Source organism: Chryseobacterium artocarpi, assembly GCF_001684975.1.
Classification (GTDB): domain Bacteria; phylum Bacteroidota; class Bacteroidia; order Flavobacteriales; family Weeksellaceae; genus Chryseobacterium; species Chryseobacterium artocarpi.
The window spans coordinates 300,298-323,838 of sequence record NZ_MAYH01000023.1; the positions used below are offsets into that span (position 1 = coordinate 300,298).

Below are 23,541 nucleotides of genomic sequence, written 5' to 3' on the forward strand. Positions count from 1 at the left end.
TAAAATGATTAAGAAGACGTTTCAAGATATTTTCTTTGAGAAATAAAAATCATTATTACCATTAATAAAAGAGATACTAGGGATGCGTTCATTGGTCCTAAATCAAGACCTCCTTTTGTCAGAGGTTTCGTTAAAAGGTCACCAAATGTTGCTCCAAACGGACGAGTGAATACAAAGGCGATCCAAAACAAAAGAACATGATTAATCTTGGTAAAATAATGAAGTAAGACAACAATTAGAATGATTACTCCGGTAATACATGCTCCTGTCATATAACCCAATCCTAAATTATCACTCAGGAAATCCCCGAAAGCTGTCCCAAGACTATTGGAAAATAATATGGCTCCCCAATAATAGAATTCTTTATTTCTCTCAAAAATGGGATAAACTTCAAGATTGCCGTATCTTTTATTCCATAGAAAAAGTGAAATTAACAGTCCAGAAAGAAGAATTAAACTACCCATTAAATATCCTGTATGTAATGTCCGGTCTATGAAATCAGAAATTTCCGTTCCTAGGGTTGTTGTTCCGATAATAACGAGCCAATAGACTGGTGGACTATATTTTTTAAGAGAAAGTTGTACCGATAATATAAGAATAAAGAATGCTAATGTGATAAAAATTCCTTTTGTATAGCCCAGATTTAAGGTCATAGAAATAAAATCACCCAGAGTTTCTCCTAATGTAGTTGCTACAATTTTCATGAGCCAGAAAAGTATGCTGACTGCTGCTACTTTGTTTGCCGTTCTCATTGCATTTATTCTTGTATTAAGTTGAAATCGATTTTGTTAGAAAATGTTTAGGGACAAAATTTTCAAATAATAACCTGTTCTTAAATAATATATTGATTATGTTGTTTTAAATTTTGTAAGCACATTATCTTTATAACAATAGAATTCGTGAGTTGTCTTTTTTCCAAATGCATATACTTTTTCAATATGCACTTCATCATAATGTTCCATCAGATTATGGTATTTTTCTTTCAGGTCTCCGGATAATTCTTCTGGACGTATACTTTTTTCAATCTCTATTCCCTCATGTGCTTTATATTCCAATACCAGACGGGTATCTTTCCAGGATACTGTATAAATATTTTTCTTTGCAGTGGATGAACTATTGAAAGCAATTTGATCCTGTTGAATAATTTTACCTGAAGTACTTGTCATTAAAGTGATTCCCGATATAACCATGGCTCCATATCCTATTTTTCTGAATAGATTTTCGCTAAGATGTGGAAGGATATATTTTACAGTATAAGAAGAAACGATAGCAGCGATGGCAATTGCAATTCCCAGCCATAATGCTGTATTAGAATATAATCCCAGTGAAATATAAATGATCAGTTTTATAAGATGAAGAAATACTTCATTAGCAGCACGGGTAGCAACAATTTCTTCTTTTTTCAGTCCGAATTTCAAATAAAAACGATTAAAAAGAAGCCCTACTGCTCCTGTAATTCCTGAGATGAAACCTGCCATAAAGCCGATGAGTGCCAACGCTGATTTGGGATATTCTTTTTCTGTTTCTTCCGCCTTATTTTTAGAAACAAATAATTGAGGAAGATTGGCAATCAGAAAAATGGCTACAACCAATTGCAGATAATTCGGATTCACATATTTAATCAGAAAAGCACCTAATAATACAGCCGGAATAGAGAATGGAACAAACCATAAGAATATTTTCCAGTTGATATGTTGTTTAAATACAGCAATTCTTGAAGCCGAACTGGTAAAAGTACCAATCGTAAGAGAAAAAGGAACCAATGATGTTGGCAACAGCAGATTCAAAATAGGAATCAGGATAAGGCTTGCCCCACCGCCACAAATAGCACTGATCCAGAATGCAAGTATTGTTCCTGCGAACAAAAAGACAATTTTTAAAATCATTTCCAAATAGAATTTACACTTCAGTATGTAAATATTTTCACTACAAAGGTGCAAACTGATTTAGAAGAAATTTTGAATTTTGCTCTTGGAGATGTTAAAGGAATTATAAATTAATAGAAAAAATATGTTGTCCATTTTCAAACCTGTAATGGATTGTCCAATGATGAAACTTGCAGATTTCCTGAATGATAGAGAGCCCTAGTCCACTTCCGTTATTATTGGCAGACAACTTTGAAAATCGTTTGAATAAAAGGTCTGCATTAAGTTCTTTATCTCCGGAATTCGAAATTTCAAAAACAGAACTTGTGAGTCGAATAGAAATTAAACCTCCCTGAGAAGTATGTCTAATAGCATTGATGATGAGATTATTAATCATGACCTCTATGAGACTGCTGTTACCATTTATCCTAATATTACTTGCTATTTCCTGTTCTAATTTTATATCTTTCTGTTCAAAGTGTTCCTGCAGAATAGCAATAATTTGATACAATATTTCATCCATCACAATCACTTCAGAGCTATCAAACTGATGATTCTCTATTTTAGCCAATAACAGAAGGTTTTTATTGATTCTGGAACTTCTTGTAAGAGCTTTATTAATATCTTCTACAATCAGATATTGTTTTTCCGTAAGATCTTGATCCTGTAGAAGTAAGTCCAGCTTATTTTTAAGAATTGCAAGTGGAGTTTGAAGCTCATGAGAAGCATTTTCGGTAAATTCCTTTTGGGTTTTATAGACTGAAATATTGCGTTCTATAAGTTTGTGAAGAGATTGATTTAATTCTTCAAATTCTGTAATATCGGAAACTGGAAATTTAATTTTATCTTGACTATTGAGATTAAATGTTTTTAAACGGTTCAATGTATCCCTGAATGGCTTCCAGATAGATGCAGATAGCCTTCTATTCAGATACAAAAGCCCTATAACAATCATGATGAAGAAAAAAACAGTGATCATTGCTATTATTCCAATAGTCTCATGAGATTCCTCTATATTGGTTTCTATGGTAAACAAATAAGGATTTCCCTGAATATAAATTACTTTCTTAAGACATCGATATCTTTCTTTCTTATTTTCAGAGGTAAATAAAAGAGCCTTTTCGTTAATATAAACACTATCTTTCCTGACTTGATCAGGGGAAATCTTTTCAATATTCGTTTCAGGCTGAATATGATTCCATAATTGAAGACTTTCTTCCAGCTGTTTTCCGGATAATTTTAACTGATTAAATTCATAAGCTGTTTTCTCTACAATAATCTGATTATGCTCATCCAGTTCACTTTGCCAGATATTGTCCACCACAAAATAATATACAGGAATACTGATGGTGAGTATAACAAGTACATAAATAATAAAAGGTTTTGTAGTCTTATTTAAAAGTGGCTTCAAGATGATTAAAGTTTTATATTCAAGGTTTAATACAGATTTAAATTATTCAATTGCTTCCCACCTATATCCCGTTCCATACACAGTTTTTAAGTAATGCTCTGATCCTGCATCATAAAGCTTTTTCTTAAGATTTTTTACATGGGCATAAACAAAATCATGATTATCAAGCATATCGGCAAAGTCTCCGGAAAGATGTTCTGCTAAGGTACTTTTAGAAATCACTTTGTTTTTGTTTCCGATAAAATAAATCAGAAGATCAAACTCTTTCTTTGTTAAAAAAATAGGTTCATTATTTACAGCAACAGACTTTGCCAGAAGATCAATCTGGAGCTCGTTTTGCTTAATCACATTAGAACTGCTGAACTGCTTTCTCCTGATAATGGAATATACTCTCGCCATAAGTTCAGAAAGATGAAAAGGTTTGGTAAGATAATCATCTGCTCCTAGTTTTAATCCTTCAATCTTGTCATCCAGTGCATTTTTTGCTGAAATGATAATGACACCATCCTGTTTTTGCTGTTTTTTCAGCTCTTCTAAAATCTTAAGTCCATTTCCATCAGGAAGCATGATATCTAATAAAATACAATCATAGTCAAAAGTTTCTATCTTGTTCATAGCTTCATTGAATGTTCCGGCATTTTCGCAGAGATAATCTTCTCCGGATAAATATTCGGAAATACTTTTTGCAAGTTCAGCTTCGTCTTCAACGATTAGAATTTTCATGGGATAAATCTATAACTAAATTCTGAAGAAATTCTGAACTTAGAATAATAATATTACTAAAATATAGGAAGGATTTAGCTGAATAATGAAAAATATTCAACAGCGAAATAAAATTGACAAATATGTTTACTTTATATAAGTACAATCTGTTTTGTACTCTAACTCGAACAAATTATTGAACAAATAATTAATAATATTGATTCTTAATTGAAAAATTCACAAGATGTTTTAAGACGTTTTTTATAAGATATTTCATAAATTTACACTGCTGTATCCCATTTGAACAGTATTAAAAATCTTTCCGGTGAAAATTCACAACAAAAAAAAGTACCTAAGTTTTCTAAAATTTAAAAGAGATTTCCAGAAATACGGACTGGAAAAAGCGCGCAGTTATGAGCTTATTCTCCATTGGCTGAACAACAGATTAAGCAGAAACCAGTTTCTTGTACTGTCTGGAATTTTGGTGGGTTGTACAGCAGGGCTTGCCGGAGTAATCTTAAAAACATTGGTACATAACATTCATTATTTTATTACCAATAAGGTTCACTTTGAATACCAGATTTTATTTTATATTGTTTTTCCTTTTTTAGGAATTGTATTAACTACGATGATTGTTCTTACCTTATTTAAAGGACAAGATCGAAAAGGGATTGGTGCTATTCTTTATGAAATTGCCCAGAATTCAAGTATTGTTGCTTCTGTAAAAATGTATTCCCAGGTGATTCAGAGTGCTGTTACTGTTGGATTGGGAGGTTCTGCCGGATTGGAAAGTCCGATTGCGGTTACAGGTGCAGCAATAGGATCAAATTATGCACAAACCTACAGATTAAACTATAAAGAACGTACATTATTACTTGCTGCCGGAGCTACTGCCGGAATTGCATCAGCTTTCAATGCTCCTATTGCCGGGATTATGTTTGCTTTTGAAATTCTGCTTACCGGAGTCGTTTTTACAGATTTTATTCCTTTGGTGGTAGCTGCTGTCTGTGGAAGTCTTTTGTCAAGGATTCTGCTTCAGGAAGATGTGCTTTTCAGATTTTATACCAGAGATGCTTTTAATTATAAAAATGTTCCCTACTATTTAATCTTAGGAATTGTAACAGGTTTATATGCAAGATATTTTGTAATTATTTCTCAAAAAGTAGAGCATTTTATTAAGGGGCTTCAGCTTTCAAGAATGCGTAAAGCGATGTTTGGAGGTGCTGTTCTGTCACTTCTGTGTGTCTTGTTTCCGCCTTTATTCGGAGAGGGATATGAAACAGTAAAGGCTTTTACCAACGGAGATACTCATTCTATCATTGAAAATAGTTTTTTCAGGTATTTCGAAATTGGAGAATGGACAATCATTATATTTCTGGTCCTGATATTATTATTAAAGGCATTTGCAACTTCTTTTACGATATTCAGTGGTGGAAATGGAGGAAACTTTGCGCCATCTCTTTTTGCTGGTGGAACTCTAGGGTATTTATTTGCTTTGGTTTGTCAGCATATAGGATTTGAAGATGTTCCGGTAACCAATCTTGTACTGGTAGGAATGGCTGGTGCCATGAGCGGTGTTTTATATGCTCCACTTACAGCTATATTTCTGATTGCTGAATCCAGTTTTGGATATGATCTGTTTATTCCGTTAATGATCGTTTCCGTAATGTCTTATCTTATTGCAAAATGGTTCTCTCCTATCTCTCCTGAATTGAAATCCCTTGCAGATGAAGGAAAAATATTTACCAATAAACATGATAAAAACCTTCTTTTTGCTTTAAGAACAGAAGACTTTATTGATAAATACTCACAAACAATTCCTGAAAATGCTTCTGTTTCAGAGCTTTTTGAACTCGTGAAAAACGGAAATAAAAATATTTTTGCAATTGTAGATGAAAACCGCAAACTGAAAGGAGTTTTAACCTTGGATGATATCAGACCCTATCTTTTTAATAAAGAATTTGATGCTTCTCAATCGGTAATCAATATAATGAAGGCTCCTCCGGCGGCACTTCACCCTGATAACAGACCTTTGGATATTCTTCAAACCTTTGATGACACGGGAGTCTGGAATCTTCCTGTTGTGAATGAGAACAATGATTTTATTGGGTTTATTTCGAAGTCATCTATCTTGATGAGCTATAGACAGTTGCTGAAAGAATATTCGGATTAAAGAGATAATTTGAAGACCGAGTAGTAACTTAACTGTTAAAAAATATCTTTTTGTGGTTTTAAAAAAATCCGTTCAATATTAAATTGAACGGATTTTTTAATCTAATAACGATAATTGGAAATTAATACTGACTTGCTTTGTTCAGCAAATCAATATCTTCCTGATCTAAAATAAGTTTAGGTGCATTGAAAAGGGTTTCAAGCTGTGAAGAACTTGTAGCACTTACAATAGGAGCTGTAATCAATGGATTTGACAGCAACCAAGCCAAAGCTACTGTTCCCTGATTGCTATGATACTTTTCACTTACCTGATCCAATGCCTGTAAAACTTCTAAACCTTTAGGATTTAAATATTTTCTTACTCCTTCTCCTCTGGCACTTTTTGTGAGATCTTCTTCAGTACGGTATTTTCCGGTAAGAAAACCTGCAGCCAAAGACCAATACGGGAATACGCTTAGATCAAACTGTTCCACCAAAGGAGCATAGTTTTTCTCAAAGCCTTCTCTTTCCAATAAGTTATAATGTGGCTGTAATGCAACATATTTGGGAAGATTATGCTTTTCTGAAGCTTCAAATGATGCTTTCAGACGTTCAGGAGAAAGATTTGATGCTGCGATATAGCGTACTTTCCCGGCTTTGATGATTTCATCATATGCAGAAAGTGTCTCTTCTACCGGAGTTGTTTGATCGTCAAAATGGGTGTAATAAAGATCAATATGATCTGTCTGAAGTCTTTGAAGAGATTCATCTACTGATTTCAGGATATGTTTTTTGCTGATATCATAGCCGTGTTCCTTCGTTTCAGAACCCACTTTAGTTGCTAATACGATATCTTTGCGGTTATTGCGGCTTTTCATCCATTTTCCAATGATCTCTTCAGATTGTCCGCCTTTTCCATTTACCCACCATGAATAAGTATCTGCCGTATCTATAAAATTGAATCCGGCATCTGTAAACTTATCCAGAATATCAAATGATTCCTTTTCATCCAATGTCCATCCAAAAACATTTCCACCAAAATTGATAGGTGCAACTTCTAAGTCGGTATTTTTGATTTTTCTTTTTTCCATAAATTAATTTTACTTACTGACCTCTAAGGTAAGGAATATTGGTTGTTTACAGTATTTAAAATACCCATTGAGGTTATAGTTATAATAAATAAAAATGTAGTATTCATATGGCTTTGTATACGTATGAGGTATAAAAAAGCAAGACTAAAAAGTCTTGCTATAAATATGAATATTATTAAAATTAGTTCTGCTTTTCAGGAGAGTCTAATTCTTCTCCAAATCGATAACTTGCAAATCTGCCTGTTTCTTTAGGATTTACAAGATCCATTTCTGAATTTCCCCATGGCCAGCCTCCAAATTGGGTTCTTCGATATTCTGCATAAGAATCCTCCAGTTCTCGTTCCGTATTCATTACAAATGGACCTCTTGCTGCGACAGGTTCTCCTATAGGTTCTCCTTCTAAAATAATTATTTGAGCAGCACCGCTTCCATTTTTAATTCTGATTTCTTCTCCTCCATCCAGCTCAGCGAATAATCCTTTTTCCATGGTATATTCATCCAGATTTAGGATAGAATTTCCATCATAGAAAAACAAATAACGATTCATTGTAGAATTTACAGCTGGAAGAACAAATTCTGTTTCAGGATCCATTTCTAAAAGTGCAATCCCAACATGATGATTAGGATCTTTTGCCCATGAATTCTCAAGTGGGTCAATAGATTTCACCCCATTGTACTCTCCTAAAATTACTTTGATTTTTACATTTCCTCCATTTTCATTCTTGATATTGGATTCCGGAATTTTCTCTTTCCAAAGCATTTTATAATCTGGTTCTGTCATTTTACTTTTTGATGGTAAATTCATCCAAATTTGAAAGAGTTCTAAAGGATTGGGTGCATCATCGTTTACAAGTGGAAACATTTCCCCGTGCAAAACACCGGATCCTGCACTCATCATCTGTACATCACCTTGTCCGTAACGACCTTTTGATCCTTTTGAATCGAAATGATCAACATAGCCTTTAGAAACAATGGTTACAATCTCAAAGCCACGATGTGGATGGTGTGGAAAACCAGGAATTTCCTCTCCGTGGTACATTCTCCAATCAGCATCCCTATTGAAATCATTACCAATTGATCTTCCTTCTAATGATGCGTCTGGTCCCATATTACCATTAGCCTGCGGATAATTATCTTTGTGATAAACTCCGATAATAAACGGATCACTAATAGGCATGCCGCCTACTATTCTCGATAGATTTTTAACTTTCATTGTGTAAGTGTTTTTTATTATTACTATTTGTGTTGTTTACACACTCTAATTGCTCAAATTCGAGACCAATTTATCCCGTGTCAGCTTCTGAAAATCATTGTTAATGATTTCTTAAAGTTACTTATAGTATTAATCATAGTTTGAGAGGAACTCAGGTTTTTGATGAAAAATTAAGCACTAAACAATATGCCAAACTGGCTGAAATAAAGGCTGGAATGCTGACATTTTGATTATAATTTACCTGTGGATATCTTGGATTATCATTGCTTGGTCAGCTTAAATATCATTTTACTACAAAAAATGCACGAATAAAACTATTCGTGCATTGGTAGTGTTATAAAATAATTATCTTTTATACAATTGTAACTTACTGTTTAGCATAAGGAATCTCAAGGGTGTTGAGCATCAGCTTATATTCCTGCAATTGAAGATTGATCGTTTGTAAACCTTGCCTGAAGAATGTTGATGTATTAAAAAGCTGATGGTAATACTCTATTCCTTCCAATATATTCTTCTTGAAGGTATTCCATTTTTTAGTTTGTGAGGTCGTGATTTGTATTGAAGGGTCTTTAATCTCTTTTTTCAGATAATCAACATACATCTTTAATTCATTAATGAACATATTGGGACGCTCATTATCCGAAAGAATATTAATATTTCCATAAATATGTTTTACCATTTCTGAAAGGGAAACTTCTTTATCAAAAAAGGCAATATTGGGTCCCGGACAAATGACAACGCCTTGTTTCTCACCTTTAATTTCAATTCCTTGCTCCATGTATGCAGAATTCACCAATCCTACACATAAACATGCTTTATCTGTAATTTCTGATTTTCTCTTTTCAAATTCTTCTACAGAAATAGTTTCTTTTTGTGAGTTCAGTTCATTCAGTTTAATATCCTGATATTTTTTTGAGGCTGTACAAGTTCCTTCCGGTGAATATTCTTTACTTAATGCCAATAGTTTTTTCGGACATGAGCTTCCGTATCTTCCATGGGCTGCTTTCTGTTGTTTTAATAGTTCATTAGATGTTCCTTTTATGGTATTGAATGGAACGCCAAGCGGTGAGATCTTACTCAGGTAAAAATCCTGTTCTTTAGATTGTAAAAGAAGTTTTCTGGTTTCATGGTCAACAGAAGTTGCTTCAGGTACCAATAAAAAGGGAGACCCCCAGCCAATACTATCTACATTATAAGTTGCCAATAGGAAATCATGCTCCTCGGAGGTGCCTACTCCACCCTGTACAGTGATTTTCATTTCTAAAGGTTGAGAAACAGTGAACCTTTCTTTTTGTTCTAAAGCTTTGATCATCAATGAATGTGCAGACTGGATAAGATCATCTTTTTTCTGTCTGAATTCTTCCATAATTGGTCCTAAAAGCATTCCTTCGGTAGCAAAGGCATGTCCACCACAGTTCAGCCCGGATTCTATTCGGTATTCTGATACCCAAAGTCCTTTTTTCGCAAGAAAATTTCCCTGAATCATTGCGGAACGGAAATCACTTACTTTAAGAATAATTTTCTTTTTTAATACGCCGTTTTCATCCGGAAAAAAATCATCAAATTCTTCCATATAGCTGTACAAACGGGGATTCATTCCAGCCGAAAGAACCATAGAAGAAGATAATTTACTATTGGCAAAACCACGAAGTGAAGCATGCGCATCATTATACATAACAGGAAGCTGTTCATTCTTTTTATAGTTGTCTTTATCAACTTTTGTCATGATATTGACATCAATACTTCCTGGAGCTAAGTTGGTTTCAATAAAATTCTTAATGCTTTCTCCCCAACTGTCCTTTTGAGAAATAAGTTGTTGCAGATTGTTTTTAAGGTCTGAAGTATTAGGCAGCATTGCCATAAAGTCTTTCAAAGCCTCTTTATTCTTACTGATTTCCTGTTTGAAAGATTCAAACTTTTCGTTCACGATATCATCTACCATGTCCAGATAAGCAGTAATTCTTTTAGCTCTGTAATCTTCTGTTTTGGTTGAAATTCCTAAATAAGTAAGATTAAACTTTTGATTATAAAAGTTCTTCATTTTTTCCAGAATCTCATCATCAATGATAGAAATCACAGAAGAAATTCCATATTGTGCAACGCGGATCGGGCTGTCTATAGTATAAGCCAATCCCATTACCGGAATATGGAAATTGTGTAACGGTTTAGTTGTCATTATGTTTCAATAAAAGTTATTTATTTAATGCAACTAAAAATTCTTTCAACTAATTCACTGCTTAAAAGTATTGTTTTTTTAATTAATTATGCAGCAAATAATATATGGATTATTGAAAATATGTTAAAAGTCATTTTATTGATATGTTGAAATACATGAAGGCACAAAGCTTTTAAATAATAGATGTCTGTTTTTGCCACGAATGCCCGAATGTTTTAATATGACAGCCTTATTTTTATATCTAGGTCTTATAAATTTAACGCTCAAGCTTTTCATTTTGTAAGAGTCTCAGTTTTGCTTCTGAAATAAAACCATTCATTCATCCGTGCCGATGACAAATCACCATTAAAAAAGGTTTCATTTACTATAACAGTAAACAAAACCTTTTTCCTTTAAAAACTATTGATATAAGTGATTATTCCGCTTTATTTTTTAACATCATCAGAAGACTGTAAGCTCCTTTCTGTACAATCTTTTTATCTTTTAAGAAATCAGCTTTCAGGATTTCTGTAAACTGATCATCTGAAATACCCGTTACCACAGGAATCATTTTATATTTTGATTTTCCAAGGTCTTCAAAAACATAATTCTTATTTTCAAAAGCTACAACCGCGTCATTGGGAAGTCCTTGCGTATATCTGCTGCTGATATTCACTTCTGCGTTGATGTACATTCCTTTTACAAATTCTGTATTTGTAGTGGATAGTTTGGCTATAGCTGTTGCCGAACCACCATTTTCAATACTTGGAACAAGGCTTACAATTTTAGCATTCGATTTAAGATCTGGATTCTGATTGTTATAAACGAGGATTTCCTGTCCTACTTTTACGTCATTGACATCGTTTTCAAACACTTTTAATTCCAAAAGTAATCCCGTAGGATTGATCAGCTCAAATAAAGTATCTGCAGGATTGATGTATTGTCCGTTATTTACCAGGATTTTGCTTACAAAACCACTGAAAGGAGCATAAATATTGATTTTACTTCTGATATTCCCTGTACTTAAACCTTTTGCACTAATACCAATGATTCGAAGTTTTTCTTCAAGACCTTTCAAAGTGGCATTTAATGTTGAATAATCAGCCTGTGCAGTTTGTAATGTCTTATCACTGCTTGCTTTACTAGTGTTAAGGTCTTTCTGTCTGTTAAAGTTCAGTCTCGCTGCTTCCAATTGTGCTTTGGTTACCAGATAATCTTGCTGTAACTGGATGAATTGCGGATCTTCTACCACGGCAAGTACCTGTCCTTTACTGAAATGGCTACCATTAATCACATTGATCGATTTGATATGCCCGCCCATAATGCTTGAAACGGAACTGATATGAGATGGAGAAATTTCAGCTTTTCCATTAAGGCGTACAAGTTTTTCCATATTCCTGTCTTGGATAGTTGTTGTGGTAATTCCAACCGATTTCATCTGCTGATCTGAAAGCTGAACGGTATCTTCACCACCCTTTGCGAATTTTGTGTTTTCGTAGACCGTTTTTTCCTCCTCTTTTTTGCCCGAACATGAAGATAAAGCAAATACTAAGGCTAAACTGTATATTGATATTATTTTGAATTGCATTATGCTGTTATTTTGAAATTAAGAAGTTAAGTTCTGCTCCAATCTGATTGAGTCTTTCAAGACTATCGATATAATCTGCTTTGGTTTTTACGGCTTGATTGACCAGGATTACCCAGTTTAGATAATCAATTTCTCCTACGTCCATCTGCTTTTGTGCAGTTTTTAAAATAGTTTCAGATTTTGGAAGCTGTTTCTGTTCATAATTTTCAATGATTTTTTGCTGATTTATGTAGTTGTTCAATTGTTGCTTTAATCTGTTTTTAAGCTCAATTTCCTTTCTTTGGAATTGATTTTCAGTAATGGCAATCTTTGCTTCTGCTGCCTTTGCCAATGCTTTCTGCCCTTTAGTAAACAATGGTATTCCCACACCTACCTGAACTGAATTAAAACGGTTATTGTTAATATTCTTCATGCTTTGGTTGGCATAACCTATAAGAAGTTCAGGAAGCAATCTGCTTTTTTCAAGCTGTACTTCCGCCTCACCTACTTTGATTTGCTGCTGTAAATACTGAAGTTCAGGATGTTGCTTTACCATTTCCTCAGAAACCTGAAGCCCAATATTAATGATAGGTTGATCTGCAATGGGTTGATAAGACTTTTCAGACTGAAGAAGTAACTGAAGCTGTAGTTTGGCAATATTCAGATCGTTTTCAAGAGAATTCAACTGTACTTTAATTTGTTCTTTCTGAATCTCTGCTGTAGATTCTTCTAAAATATTGGCTTCTCCTTTCTTTAATCTTAGTCCGGCTTTATCAGCAAAATTGTTGTATAACTGGCTGATATATTCCAAAACTTTTTTCTTTTCCTGAAGTACTAAAATTCTATAGAAAACATCTGTAACTTCTTTGGTCAGCTGTGTTTTTGTAAGATTCTGATTGATCACACTTGCATTCCATTCAGCATTCAGCATCTGTTTTCTTTTGGTATAAACGGTTGGAAAGCTGAACCTTTGGGAAATCCCGAATGAATTGTCTGTTTCCTCTCCCTGAATCTGTCCGAATGCTCCGGTAACTTCCAGCTGAGGGAGATCCAGATAACTGGCTTTTAATTTTTCCTGATAATCAGAGATTAATTTTGTGCTTTTAAGTGTTCCGTTTTGTTGGTAAGCTTTTTCAAGTGCTTCTTCAAAAGTAATGTTTTCCTGAGCCTGAAAGCTTCCGAAAGAAATCAATAATAAGACAACAGACAATTTTTTATAGTTTATTTTTTTAGAGAATTTCATTTTATCTTTATTAATATGTTCAAATAAGACGTAAAGGATTGGAAGAACAAACAGTGTTAAAAGGGTGGCAAGCATCAATCCCCCGATTACTACTGTTGCCAGAGGTCTTTGTACTTCTGCTCCGGCACCGTTACTTATCGCCATTGGAAGGAATCCTAGTGATGCTACAAAAGCAGTCATCAAAACCGGACGAAGCCTGATTCTTGTCCCCATCAGTACAATTCTGCTGGTGTTATTTATTCCGTTCTTTTTCAATCGGTTAAATTCTGATATTAAAACAATTCCATTAAGTACAGCGACCCCAAATAAGGCAATGAATCCAACTCCGGCACTGATACTGAAAGGCATACCTCTTAACGCAAGAAAATACACACCTCCGATGGCTGATAAAGGAATTGCAGTATAGATCAGCAAACTATGTTTTACAGAACCGAAAGCAAAAAATAAGAGTAAGAAAATCATGACCAATGAAATAGGAACTGCAACTCCAAGTCTTGCTTTTGCTTCATTTAAGTTTTCAAAAGTTCCTCCATAAGAAATAGTGTACCCTGGGGAGAATGTAAGATTTTTACCAACTTTCTGCTGAAGTTCTTCCACCACAGTCTGTACATCTTTTCCTCTTGCATTAAAGCCGATGATAATCCTTCTTTTGGTATCTTCCCTTTGGATCTGATTCGGGCTGTCTTTTAGTTCTACTTTTGCAAGCTGAGATAAAGGTATTTGCTCCCCTGAAGCCGTAGGAACCAATAAATTCTGAATACTTGTAATGTCTTTTTTATGTTCATTATCCATACGGACAACAATGTCAAACTTTTTCTCACCTTCATATAATGCTCCTGCCGTTTGTCCTGCAAATGCCATGTTGATGACCCTATTGATTTCTGCAACCGAAATATTATATCTGGATAACTCGGAACGGTTATAATCAATGACCACCTGTGGGGCTCCTTCAACAGGTTCTATATAAAGGTCTTGGGCTCCTTTTACTGTATTGATAATGCTTCCGAGCTTTTTGGCATAGGTTGTAAGACTATCAAGGTCTTCACCATAGATTTTACAAACGATATCCTGTCTTGCTCCGGTCATCAGTTCATTAAAACGCATTTGTACAGGAAACTGGAAACTGGTTGTTAATCCAGGAATTACGCTCAATGCTTTGCTCATTTTTTCAGAAAGTTCCGGGAAAGAGGTTGCAGATGTCCATTCTTTTTTAGGTTTTAAAACAATAATCATATCTCCTGCGTCCATCGGCATTGGTTCTGTAGGAATCTCTGCACTACCGATCTTAACAACGATCTTCTGTACTTCCGGAAACTGTTTTAAAAGAATACTGGAGGCTTGTGTCGTTACTTTTTTCGTTTCATTAATGTTACTTCCCTGAAGAATTCTCATTTCAACGGCAAAATCACCTTCTTCCAAAGACGGAATAAATTCTCCTCCCATTCTTGAAAGAGTGAAAACAGCACCGGCAAAAAGTACCAGAACACCAATAATAATTGTTTTTCTGAACTTTAAAGCTTTCATCAGAAACTTTTGATGTCCAAATTCTATTTTAGACATTACTCTATCAGAAATATTGTCTTTTTCTTTTTTCTTTCTGCTTAAAACCAATGAACTCATCATAGGAATATAAGTAAGGGAAAGAATAAATGCTCCTATTAACGCAAAGGCAACAGTCTGAGCCATAGGTTTAAACATTTTCCCTTCAATTCCCTGAAGTGTAAAAATCGGAAGGTATACAATCAGGATAATAATCTGTCCGAAAACAGCACTGTTAACCATTTTAGTAGCAGAACTGGAAACCTGATCATCCATTTCCTTTTTGCTGAGCATATTGTCTTTTCCAAAATGTTTTTTATGTGCCAGCTGATGCAGAACGGCTTCCACAATAATAACGGCACCATCTACAATAAGCCCGAAATCTAATGCTCCAAGACTCATCAGGTTTCCTCCTACTCCAAAGATATTCATCATGATAATGGCAAAAAGCATTGCCAAAGGAATGACTGATGCTACCAATAATCCTGCTCTGAAATTTCCAAGGAATAAAACAAGAATGAAAACTACGATTAAAGCACCTTCCATCAAGTTGGTTTTCACGGTGCTGATGGTATTATTAACCATTTTCGCACGATCAAGGAAAGGTTCAATCACAACTCCTTCCGGTAAAGATTCCTGTATTTTTTCAAGCCTTTGCTTGATGTTACCAATGACTACATTAGCATTTTCACCTTTAAGCATTAATACAATGGCTCCGGATACTTCTCCCGTGTCGTTATAGGTCATGGCTCCATATCTTGTAGCATATCCGATCTTCACATCAGCTACATCTTTTATATGAACAGGAATTCCTTCTTTTGTTTCCGCAACCTGAATGCTTCCTATATCTTCCTTTGTTCCTAAAAGCCCTTCACTTCTGATAAAAAGTACAGTTTCTTTTTTTTCGATATAGGCACCTCCTGTATTTTGGTTGTTGTTCTCCAAAGCTGTAAAAACATCATTGATATTGATATTAAATGCCTGAAGTTTATTAGGATTAATAGCAATTTCGTACTGTTTCAGCTTGCCACCGAAGCTGCTGACATCTGCTACTCCTTTGGTTCCTAATAACTGGCGTCTCACCACCCAATCCTGAATAGTTCTAAGTTCCGTTTCATCATACACATTTTCATAACCTTTCTTGGCTCTTACCACATATTGGAAAATTTCACCCAATCCCGTAGAAATAGGTCCCAGCTCAGGCTTTCCGATTCCTTCCGGAATATTATTCTGAACAAGCTGCAGCCGCTCCTGAACTTGCTGACGTGCCCAATACACATCAGTATCATCATTAAAAACTACAGTTACCAATGAAAGCCCAAATCTTGAAAGGCTTCGGAGTTCTGTAATTCCACTGATGTTACTGGTTGCCTGCTCAATGGGAAATGTTACGAGACGCTCGATATCTGCAGCACCATACGATGGCGCAGTAGTAATAATCTGAACCTGATTGTTGGTGATATCAGGCTGAGCATCAATAGGAAGTTTGGTTGTTTCATATACTCCGAATAGGACTAAACCTATGGTGAACAGAGCAATGATGAGTTTATTCTTTACAGAAAACTCAATAATTTTGTTTAACATGAAAAAATTATTAATTGAGAACTTGTAGCATGTATAAAAACTTCCAGAATTTGTTCTGAACTATAAAATCTTTAAACACTTAAGAAATTTTAAGTGAAAGTTATAAGCTCATAAAGCACACTTTATTTTATGAAAATATTAGTGAACTCATGTCGGAACAGCATTCAGTATGCTACAGGTTGTATTGATAAATAATAGGAATTGACAGCTTTAGACAAAAGTTTAAAGCATTGATTTTCAATTTTAAATCAATTAAGAAAGCCGCGGAGGCTGGAAAATATTGGAAAGGTAAAGGTTTGAGAAGTCCTTTTCCTGATAAATACTGTTTTTCTGAGGAATTTTAAATTCCTTGGGTTTCTGGATTTTAAATGTAAGTTCTGGAAGCTGTGCATGAACGGTCAATACAATCGGAGGATTGATAAAAGGTAGTTTTTGATCAGCATCCCAGTCGGCATCTTTTTTATGGTTGTCATAGTGTTCCATGACGAATTCCGAAAGATTTCCGTGATATTCCATATAATGTTCCACAAACATAGGCACCTTGAGTACTTCCCCCGCATTGGTGGTAGCCAGCACATACATCATCGAACATAATATGGAGAACCATTTTAACATTACTGCAAATATAGGGCTTAAATTTTTTCTGAGGAAAATGTAGAAGATTAATTTTTGTTTAATAAAGAGGTTTTCAGTTGGTTTTAAAACATGAACTTTATTTAAAATTTATATTTTGAGTTTTAACGTTTTAAAAAGCATTAAGATCTTAAATCAACGTTATTTAAAGATGAATTTCACTTAATGATTTGTAGTTATAATATTTTACTTAAAGCTTTGATTTAAGTCTACTCAATGTTTCCTGCGAAATATTAAGATAAGATGCAACCATTTTATTGGAAAGCCTTCGTACAATAATTGGGTTCTCTTCCAATAACTGACGATATTTTTCCAATGCATCCTGAACAAGGAAAGACATAAGACGTTTGGTATTGGTAACATAGGCTATTTCAAGGTAAATCCTGTAAAACTTTTCCCATTTCGGAACAATATCAAGGAGGTGATAAAAGTCTTTATGGGTAATATAGAAAACTTCGGTATCTTCTACTGCCTGTATGAATTCTTCAGAAGGTTCGGAAGTGATAAAACTAACTAATGCAGTCGCAAACTGGTTTTCAAAAGCAAAATACCTTGTAGAATCCTGCCCTTCTTCATTGATAAAGAATATCCTGAGGCATCCGCTTGCTACAAAAAATGTTTTCTGGCTGGATTGTCCGGTGGTAAGAAGTAATTCGTTCTTTTTTAATCTGATCGGTTTAAAATAAGACAAAATGGTAGCCAGTTCTTCTTCTGTTACCGAGATTTTTTCTTTGATATATAGAGCCAACTGTTCTTCCATGAATATAGATCAATCATTGGCAAATGTAGTAATAAATGCTTTACTCATCGTCGTTTTACTAATCTCGACAACATATTTCACAAAATCTTTTTTTATCAGACTCTGGAAAATAATGATCCAATGGTTTCTGTGTATTTGAAGATCACGACAATAAAATAATGATATATTCCTTTTCACGGAGTATTTATTCCCTATGAGGGACTTTATATTAGGTTTCTGGCTGGTAAGTTTGCAAATGCTGATTATTTAGAATTATTCTTAATAATAAAAATAACTCAATAAAAATAATAGTACGTGTTCGTTGAAAGCTGGAAAATAAGCAAGGCATATTTTGTTGATTAAAAGATAAACAGATTTAATTTTTATTTACAAATGCCTTCTTATCACTTATCCAGCTTTCTTTTACTTAATGATTTACAGCAAAACAATGGAACAACAGAGACAGTTTATTTTAAATGAAAAAATGTACAAGGTAATGTGGCAAATGTCATGGCCTGCGGTAATTGCAATGGTTCTGTATGGATTAAATAATTTTCTTGATGGGATTTTTGTGGGACACCTTATCAGTAATACGGCTTTAGCTGCAGTGGGAATTGCTTATCCATTGGCTCAGTTTGCACAGGGGTTCGGTACGTTGATAGGTACTGGTGTGGGTTCTGCAGTCAGTATATGGATTGGATCCAATGATAAAGAGAAGCTTAAACGTTCAATGGGGACAGTTAACTTTCTTACCTTGTTGTTTTCGATTGTCATTACAATTCCCTGCTATATTTTCGCTAAGGAACTGGTTTATATGATGGGAGGAAGAGGTGAAATTCTCAATTTAGGGGTAGATTATTTCAGGGCGACCATTTTAGGAAGCTTTTTCTGGATTCACGGTTTAGCTCTTAATATGCTGATTCGTGCAGAAGGCAGAATGAAAACAGCTGCATGGATGATAGCTGTAGGTTTGATAGTAGATGTAGCATTAAAACCACTATTTATCAAAACTTTTGGCTGGGGAGTAAGCGGAGCGGCATGGGCAACTAATATTTCCATGATTATTTATACAATTCTGGGTATATGGTACTATGCCTCTGGAAAAGCCTCCTTCAAAACTTACTTTTGGTCTTTAAAATGGGATCAATCTATTATTAAAGAAACGATGTCTTTAGGAATGCCTGGCTTTATTATGATGATAATGATCGTAGTTCAGAATATTGTGGTGTTCAATGTTCTTGCTAAGTATGGAAAAGATGCTGATATAACTTTTTTTACAGCAGTAAATAGGTTTTATATCTTATTAAATACTCCGCTTTGGGGATTGATGAGAGCCCTTCAACCTGTCTCAGGAATGAATTTTGGAGCCGAAAAATATGAAAGAAGTATCAGAGCTTATCGTCTTTTTTCTTTTACAGGACTGATGATTCTGCTTCCTTTTTGGTTTTTAGTGATGTATTTCCCTTCTGAAGTCTTATCTGTTATGATCCCTAATGTGACATTTAATGCAGCACAACTCATGGATTTCAGAATTTATATGAGTGTTTTACCTACTTTGCCTTTTATTTTTATGGCTGTAGTTTGGTTCCCTTCCATAGAAAATGCGAAACCAGCTACCATTATAAGTATCGTAAGACAGGTTGTGCTTTATATTCCTGCTCTTTTAATTATTCCTATGATCTATGGAATCCGAAGTATTTACGTTGTAAGTGCTGCGATAGAATGGCTGATATTTGCTACTGTAATGTATGTGGTTTGGCTAAATTTCAAAATGCTAAGAAAAACTAAAATATGTTATTGATTGACTATTTTTAATTAAAATAAATAATTTTTAAAAAAAATACACATATGATGCTTTGCATAATATAATTTTTGCTTATATTTGTGGATCGAAATAATTTTTTTTCATCATTTGTGTTTTTTTAAGGTCTCCATCACTGGGGACCTTTTTGCTTTTATATAGGTTATTATTGAAGATTCAATGTCTATCTGAAAAAATAACAAAATGAGAATTATATACTGACAGAAATTATAGAAGTACTTTTAAGTAAGGATGTTTCGGTCTTTCAAAATATCAATAAATCCCCTTTTCTGAATTAATATTAATATTTTTAATAAAATCTGAGGGTCTTACCTGCATTACAGACAAAAAACTTCTGGTGTATGCCTGTACACTTTTATATCCTATTTCATACGATGTTTCCGAAATCGTTAAATGTCCTGAACTCAACAATTCAAGACTTTTAATAATACGAAGCATCTGTTGATACTTACTTATTGTCAATCCTGTTTCCTTCTTAAAGATACGTTCCAAGGTACGGAAAGATAATATTGCCATATCTCCAAGATCTTCCAGCCTGATTTCTTTATTATAGTGATCATGAAGATATTCAATGACTTTGGCTAATCGTTTATCCTTTGGAAGACAAAGATGAAGTTTTAGGGAATGCTCTACGAAATGAGGAAGTTCGTTGAAAAGTGCTTTTAAAAATAGAGTTTCATTACGGTTTTCCTTGAGTTGTTTAGACCATTTTTCAGCATATTTTATCATTTCCCTTAGAACAGGAGGAACAGAAAACACATTCACCTCATCATAAAAAGGATTCTTTTTGTCTGTATCGGCAAACATGATCATCAGTTTGATCTTCTCAGAGTGAGTATTGGTTTTATGAATAATACCTGACGGAATCCATACAGCGTGATTTTGCGGAAGAAGATAAATCTTTTCTTCAATTGTAATATATTGGAAGCCACTTTCTACATACACTAGCTGCCCTTTTTGATGAGAATGAAGCACATCATCATGGATCCAGTCTTCTTCAAACCAAACAAAATAAGGTTTATTTAGTTCATTTATTTTGATACTGTCATTCGAATTCATGTCGTTTTAGGTTAAAACTTTGGCAAAATTAAACAAAATTACTGTCTTAATTTTGTACAAAAGTTTTTAATATGATGAAGAATGAAATAAGGAAGAATGCTTCTTATGTTTTATTAGTTTTAAATGTATTGGTGGTGATTCTGATCTCAAGTAATCTCCGCTCACCTATTGTTGCCGTATCTCCGGTACTTGGTGACGTAAGAGATGCTTTGAAACTGGATAATTTTCAGGTGAGTCTTCTTACTTCTATCCCACTTTTTATGTTTGCGGTGTGTTCTGTTTTAGTAAGCAGGTTTTCGAACAAACTGGGAATTAGTAAATTATTGATGTATTCATTGATTATTCTAAGTTTCGGATTGTTTTTAAGAATTACAGGATCTCTTTGGTTACTATTCATTGGTTCTGTATTTATTGGTTTGGGAATATGTATCGGAAATGTAGTGACTCCTGGTTATGTTAAAAATAATTTCCCAAAACAGATTGGCTTGATGACAGGTATTTTTGCTGTTTCCATGAATCTTACGGCTGCTTTGGCATCAGGTTTCAGCGTGAGAATTGGAGAATGGACAGGTTTCGGATGGCGTGGCTCTCTGGGAATATGGCTGGTAATTGCGGCTTTAGGATTTCTTGTGTTGATTTTAGAAATGATTTTTAATAAAAAGAATTCTGATCAGCCAAAGCCTGCCTTGGGTACTTCCGATTTCAATATGTTTAAGTCTTCTCAGGCTTGGAATATTAGTATTTTTATGGGATTACAGTCATTATTTTATTATTGTATGGTTGCGTGGCTGCCTTCATTTCTTACAGATTATAATATGCCGGGTGAAAGTGCAGGATGGGTTCTTTTTGTGATTCAAATTACAATGATTCCTGTTACATTTTGTTGCCCGATTATTGCCAGTAAAATGAAAGATCAAAGAATAATGATCCTTTTCATCTGTGCTTTGATGTTTACAAGCACCATGATGTTTGTGTTTTTAAAATCCCAATGGATCTATGTAAATGCTGTTGTAATCGGAATTTCAAATGGATTGTCTTTCAGTTTATCAATTTTGTTTTTTTCAACAAGAACAAAAAGCAGCATCAATGCAGTGAAAATTTCAGGAATGGCGCAATCTGTGGGATATCTTATTGCTGCATTCGGACCTCCGGTATTTGGAAAGCTTCATGATTGGGACATTTCCTGGAATACGTCCTTTTATTTCTTAAGTATTGCTGTGCTTATTATGCTTTATTTTGGAATGAAGGCTGCAAGAAATAAATATGTAGAAGATTAATATTACTTGTTTAAAAAAACATACAAAAAGAGGCTATTTCTGTTTGAAAAGCCTCTTTTTTATTGAAAAATCGATGTTGGTGTATTGATATAATGAAAATGAATGCAATACAAATCTTATATAAGGTTTAGATTATAGTAAAATATTTAATCTTTAAACTGATCTAAAACTTCAAGAATATTCTGATAAACAAAATTGAGCTCTTCCGTAGATATGCAATATGGAGGAACCAGATACAGTACATTTCCTAATGGACGCATAATGATTCCCCTCTGTAGAAATTCATTATAGAGTTTCTTTCCAATCTCATTGAAATAGGATGTGCCATGTCCGGTTTTAAAATCAAAAGCTAAAATAGTCCCGATCTGACGGGCATTTTCAACCTGAGGATGTACTGAAAGAGTTTGTATAAAACCAGAATGCTGTTGAGTGATCTGCTGAATATTCATTTGAGTTTCTTCTTTAAGTAATAATTCCATACTTGCCAGTCCTGCTGTACAAGCTAAAGGGTTAGCTGTAAATGAATGCCCGTGAAATAATGTTTTATGCTGATCATCAGACCAGAAAGCATCAAATATTTCTTTTGAACAGGTAGTAATTCCCATAGGCATGGTTCCGCCAGTTAATCCTTTAGAAAAACACATGATATCCGGCTGTTCTGAAAGATAATTTGCAGCAAAAAGCTTTCCTGTTCTTCCAAATCCTGTAAAAACCTCATCCTGAATCATCAGTACCTTCTGTTCTCTACAAAACTTCATCAGACTGTTTAAATCTTCAGCATTGTACATTAGCATTCCTGCTGCTCCTTGAACTAAGGGCTCATAAATAAAGCATGCCACCTCATCAGCAAGTTCTTTAATCTGAATCTTTAAGTCTTCAATATTTTCGGAATTGGGTGTATCAATGAAAACAACTTCAAAGAGCATGCTTTCGAAAGGTTTAGTCCAAAAACTTTTCTCACTTACAGACATTGCTCCGAAAGTATCTCCGTGATAAGCATTCCTGAACGCAAGTATTTTAGTTTTCTTCTTTTCTTGATTATGAGCAAACTGAATACACATTTTCAAAGCAACTTCCACTGCCGTCGAACCATTATCAGAGTAAAAAGCTTTTTTCTGGTTGGAAGGCAGGAGTTTCAAAAGATTTTCTGCAAGCTGTACCGCGGGTTCATGCGTAAATCCGGCAAAAATTACTTGTTCCAGAGTATTAAGCTGCTCAAATATTCTTTGAGCAATATAAGGATGAGAATGTCCATGAAGGGTTACCCACCACGAGGAAACCACATCCATATACTTTTTTCCTTCTTCATCATAAAGATAAATACCTTTTCCTTTTGTAATAGGAATGATGTTATTGGCTGTCTTCATCTGGGTATAAGGGTGCCAATTGATGGCTTTATCTCTTTCCTGTAGGCTGTTTGTTGTTATACTCATATTTTAATGTGAAAATTAATAGTGAATGATGGAGATGGATAATTTAGTTGAATATGT

The 23,541-nt window shown here is 34.3% G+C and carries 16 protein-coding genes; 3 read left to right on the plus strand and 13 right to left on the minus strand.

Annotation, left to right across the window (positions count from 1 at the left end):
- Nucleotides 1-8: 8 nt before the first annotated feature.
- The 4 genes from BBI01_RS09380 to BBI01_RS09395 form a co-directional block, all read right to left on the minus strand.
- Nucleotides 9-752 (minus strand): COG4705 family protein, encoded by a 744-nt coding sequence (locus BBI01_RS09380; RefSeq protein ID WP_065394414.1) that lies wholly within the window; start codon nt 750-752, stop codon nt 9-11.
- A 96-nt stretch (nt 753-848) separates the two neighbouring features.
- A complete protein-coding gene (locus BBI01_RS09385) occupies nt 849-1,886 on the minus strand; it encodes a sulfite exporter TauE/SafE family protein (protein WP_065394415.1) in 1,038 nt (345 codons plus the stop codon).
- A gap of 103 nt (nt 1,887-1,989) precedes the next feature.
- Complete coding sequence (locus BBI01_RS09390; RefSeq protein WP_065394416.1) at nt 1,990-3,276, minus strand: sensor histidine kinase; 1,287 nt, start codon at nt 3,274-3,276, stop codon at nt 1,990-1,992.
- A gap of 42 nt (nt 3,277-3,318) precedes the next feature.
- Complete coding sequence (locus BBI01_RS09395) at nt 3,319-3,999, minus strand: response regulator transcription factor (protein ID WP_065394417.1); 681 nt, start codon at nt 3,997-3,999, stop codon at nt 3,319-3,321.
- A gap of 304 nt (nt 4,000-4,303) precedes the next feature.
- On the opposite strand from BBI01_RS09395, the gene BBI01_RS09400 reads away from it, so the two are divergent.
- Nucleotides 4,304-6,151, plus strand: a complete 1,848-nt coding sequence (locus tag BBI01_RS09400) for a chloride channel protein (RefSeq protein ID WP_065394418.1) — start codon at nt 4,304-4,306, stop codon at nt 6,149-6,151.
- Between the two features lie 121 nt (nt 6,152-6,272).
- On the opposite strand, the gene BBI01_RS09405 is transcribed toward BBI01_RS09400, so the two are convergent.
- From BBI01_RS09405 to BBI01_RS09435, 7 genes are all read right to left on the minus strand, one after another.
- The gene (locus tag BBI01_RS09405) at nt 6,273-7,220 is read right to left on the minus strand and encodes an aldo/keto reductase (RefSeq protein WP_065394419.1); all 948 of its coding nucleotides are present in this window, start codon (nt 7,218-7,220) and stop codon (nt 6,273-6,275) included.
- Between the two features lie 181 nt (nt 7,221-7,401).
- On the minus strand, nt 7,402-8,433 hold the full coding sequence (locus BBI01_RS09410) for a pirin family protein (RefSeq protein WP_065394420.1): 1,032 nt from the start codon (nt 8,431-8,433) through the stop codon (nt 7,402-7,404).
- Between the two features lie 367 nt (nt 8,434-8,800).
- Nucleotides 8,801-10,609 (minus strand): hypothetical protein, encoded by a 1,809-nt coding sequence (locus BBI01_RS09415; protein WP_065394421.1) that lies wholly within the window; start codon nt 10,607-10,609, stop codon nt 8,801-8,803.
- Between the two features lie 415 nt (nt 10,610-11,024).
- Nucleotides 11,025-12,176 (minus strand): efflux RND transporter periplasmic adaptor subunit, encoded by a 1,152-nt coding sequence (locus BBI01_RS09420; protein WP_065394422.1) that lies wholly within the window; start codon nt 12,174-12,176, stop codon nt 11,025-11,027.
- A 7-nt stretch (nt 12,177-12,183) separates the two neighbouring features.
- Nucleotides 12,184-16,521: a CusA/CzcA family heavy metal efflux RND transporter gene (locus tag BBI01_RS09425; protein WP_065394423.1), complete on the minus strand. Its 4,338-nt coding sequence runs from the start codon at nt 16,519-16,521 to the stop codon at nt 12,184-12,186.
- A gap of 252 nt (nt 16,522-16,773) precedes the next feature.
- Nucleotides 16,774-17,136: a hypothetical protein gene (locus tag BBI01_RS09430; protein WP_123862123.1), complete on the minus strand. Its 363-nt coding sequence runs from the start codon at nt 17,134-17,136 to the stop codon at nt 16,774-16,776.
- A gap of 208 nt (nt 17,137-17,344) precedes the next feature.
- The gene (locus tag BBI01_RS09435; protein ID WP_065394425.1) at nt 17,345-17,914 is read right to left on the minus strand and encodes a Crp/Fnr family transcriptional regulator; all 570 of its coding nucleotides are present in this window, start codon (nt 17,912-17,914) and stop codon (nt 17,345-17,347) included.
- Between the two features lie 427 nt (nt 17,915-18,341).
- On the opposite strand from BBI01_RS09435, the gene BBI01_RS09440 reads away from it, so the two are divergent.
- Complete coding sequence (locus BBI01_RS09440; protein WP_065394816.1) at nt 18,342-19,694, plus strand: MATE family efflux transporter; 1,353 nt, start codon at nt 18,342-18,344, stop codon at nt 19,692-19,694.
- Nucleotides 19,695-19,967: 273 nt separating this feature from the next.
- On the opposite strand, the gene BBI01_RS09445 is transcribed toward BBI01_RS09440, so the two are convergent.
- On the minus strand, nt 19,968-20,774 hold the full coding sequence (locus BBI01_RS09445; RefSeq protein ID WP_065394426.1) for a helix-turn-helix domain-containing protein: 807 nt from the start codon (nt 20,772-20,774) through the stop codon (nt 19,968-19,970).
- A gap of 71 nt (nt 20,775-20,845) precedes the next feature.
- Here BBI01_RS09445 and BBI01_RS09450 point away from each other — a divergent pair, with 71 nt between their 5' ends.
- Nucleotides 20,846-22,051, plus strand: a complete 1,206-nt coding sequence (locus tag BBI01_RS09450; RefSeq protein WP_228393972.1) for a CynX/NimT family MFS transporter — start codon at nt 20,846-20,848, stop codon at nt 22,049-22,051.
- A gap of 146 nt (nt 22,052-22,197) precedes the next feature.
- Here BBI01_RS09450 and bioA read toward each other — a convergent pair whose 3' ends face one another.
- Nucleotides 22,198-23,484 (minus strand): adenosylmethionine--8-amino-7-oxononanoate transaminase, encoded by a 1,287-nt coding sequence (bioA, locus tag BBI01_RS09455; protein WP_065394428.1) that lies wholly within the window; start codon nt 23,482-23,484, stop codon nt 22,198-22,200.
- Between the last annotated feature and the right edge of the window lie 57 nt (nt 23,485-23,541).

What these genes read in the sequence shown, in the direction of transcription:
- BBI01_RS09415 (WP_065394421.1), bottom strand. Translation starts at nt 10,609, where the DNA reads ATGACAACTAAACCGTTACACAATTTCCATATTCCGGTAATGGGATTG.
- BBI01_RS09405 (WP_065394419.1), bottom strand. Translation starts at nt 7,220, where the DNA reads ATGGAAAAAAGAAAAATCAAAAATACCGACTTAGAAGTTGCACCTATC.
- BBI01_RS09385 (WP_065394415.1), bottom strand. Translation starts at nt 1,886, where the DNA reads ATGATTTTAAAAATTGTCTTTTTGTTCGCAGGAACAATACTTGCATTC.
- BBI01_RS09380 (WP_065394414.1), bottom strand. Translation starts at nt 752, where the DNA reads ATGAGAACGGCAAACAAAGTAGCAGCAGTCAGCATACTTTTCTGGCTC.
- BBI01_RS09420 (WP_065394422.1), bottom strand. Translation starts at nt 12,176, where the DNA reads ATGCAATTCAAAATAATATCAATATACAGTTTAGCCTTAGTATTTGCT.
- BBI01_RS09410 (WP_065394420.1), bottom strand. Translation starts at nt 8,433, where the DNA reads ATGAAAGTTAAAAATCTATCGAGAATAGTAGGCGGCATGCCTATTAGT.
- BBI01_RS09440 (WP_065394816.1), top strand. Translation starts at nt 18,342, where the DNA reads ATGGAACAACAGAGACAGTTTATTTTAAATGAAAAAATGTACAAGGTA.
- BBI01_RS09395 (WP_065394417.1), bottom strand. Translation starts at nt 3,999, where the DNA reads ATGAAAATTCTAATCGTTGAAGACGAAGCTGAACTTGCAAAAAGTATT.
- BBI01_RS09430 (WP_123862123.1), bottom strand. Translation starts at nt 17,136, where the DNA reads ATGTTAAAATGGTTCTCCATATTATGTTCGATGATGTATGTGCTGGCT.
- BBI01_RS09425 (WP_065394423.1), bottom strand. Translation starts at nt 16,521, where the DNA reads ATGTTAAACAAAATTATTGAGTTTTCTGTAAAGAATAAACTCATCATT.
- BBI01_RS09445 (WP_065394426.1), bottom strand. Translation starts at nt 20,774, where the DNA reads ATGAATTCGAATGACAGTATCAAAATAAATGAACTAAATAAACCTTAT.
- bioA (WP_065394428.1), bottom strand. Translation starts at nt 23,484, where the DNA reads ATGAGTATAACAACAAACAGCCTACAGGAAAGAGATAAAGCCATCAAT.
- BBI01_RS09435 (WP_065394425.1), bottom strand. Translation starts at nt 17,914, where the DNA reads ATGGAAGAACAGTTGGCTCTATATATCAAAGAAAAAATCTCGGTAACA.
- BBI01_RS09450 (WP_228393972.1), top strand. Translation starts at nt 20,846, where the DNA reads ATGATGAAGAATGAAATAAGGAAGAATGCTTCTTATGTTTTATTAGTT.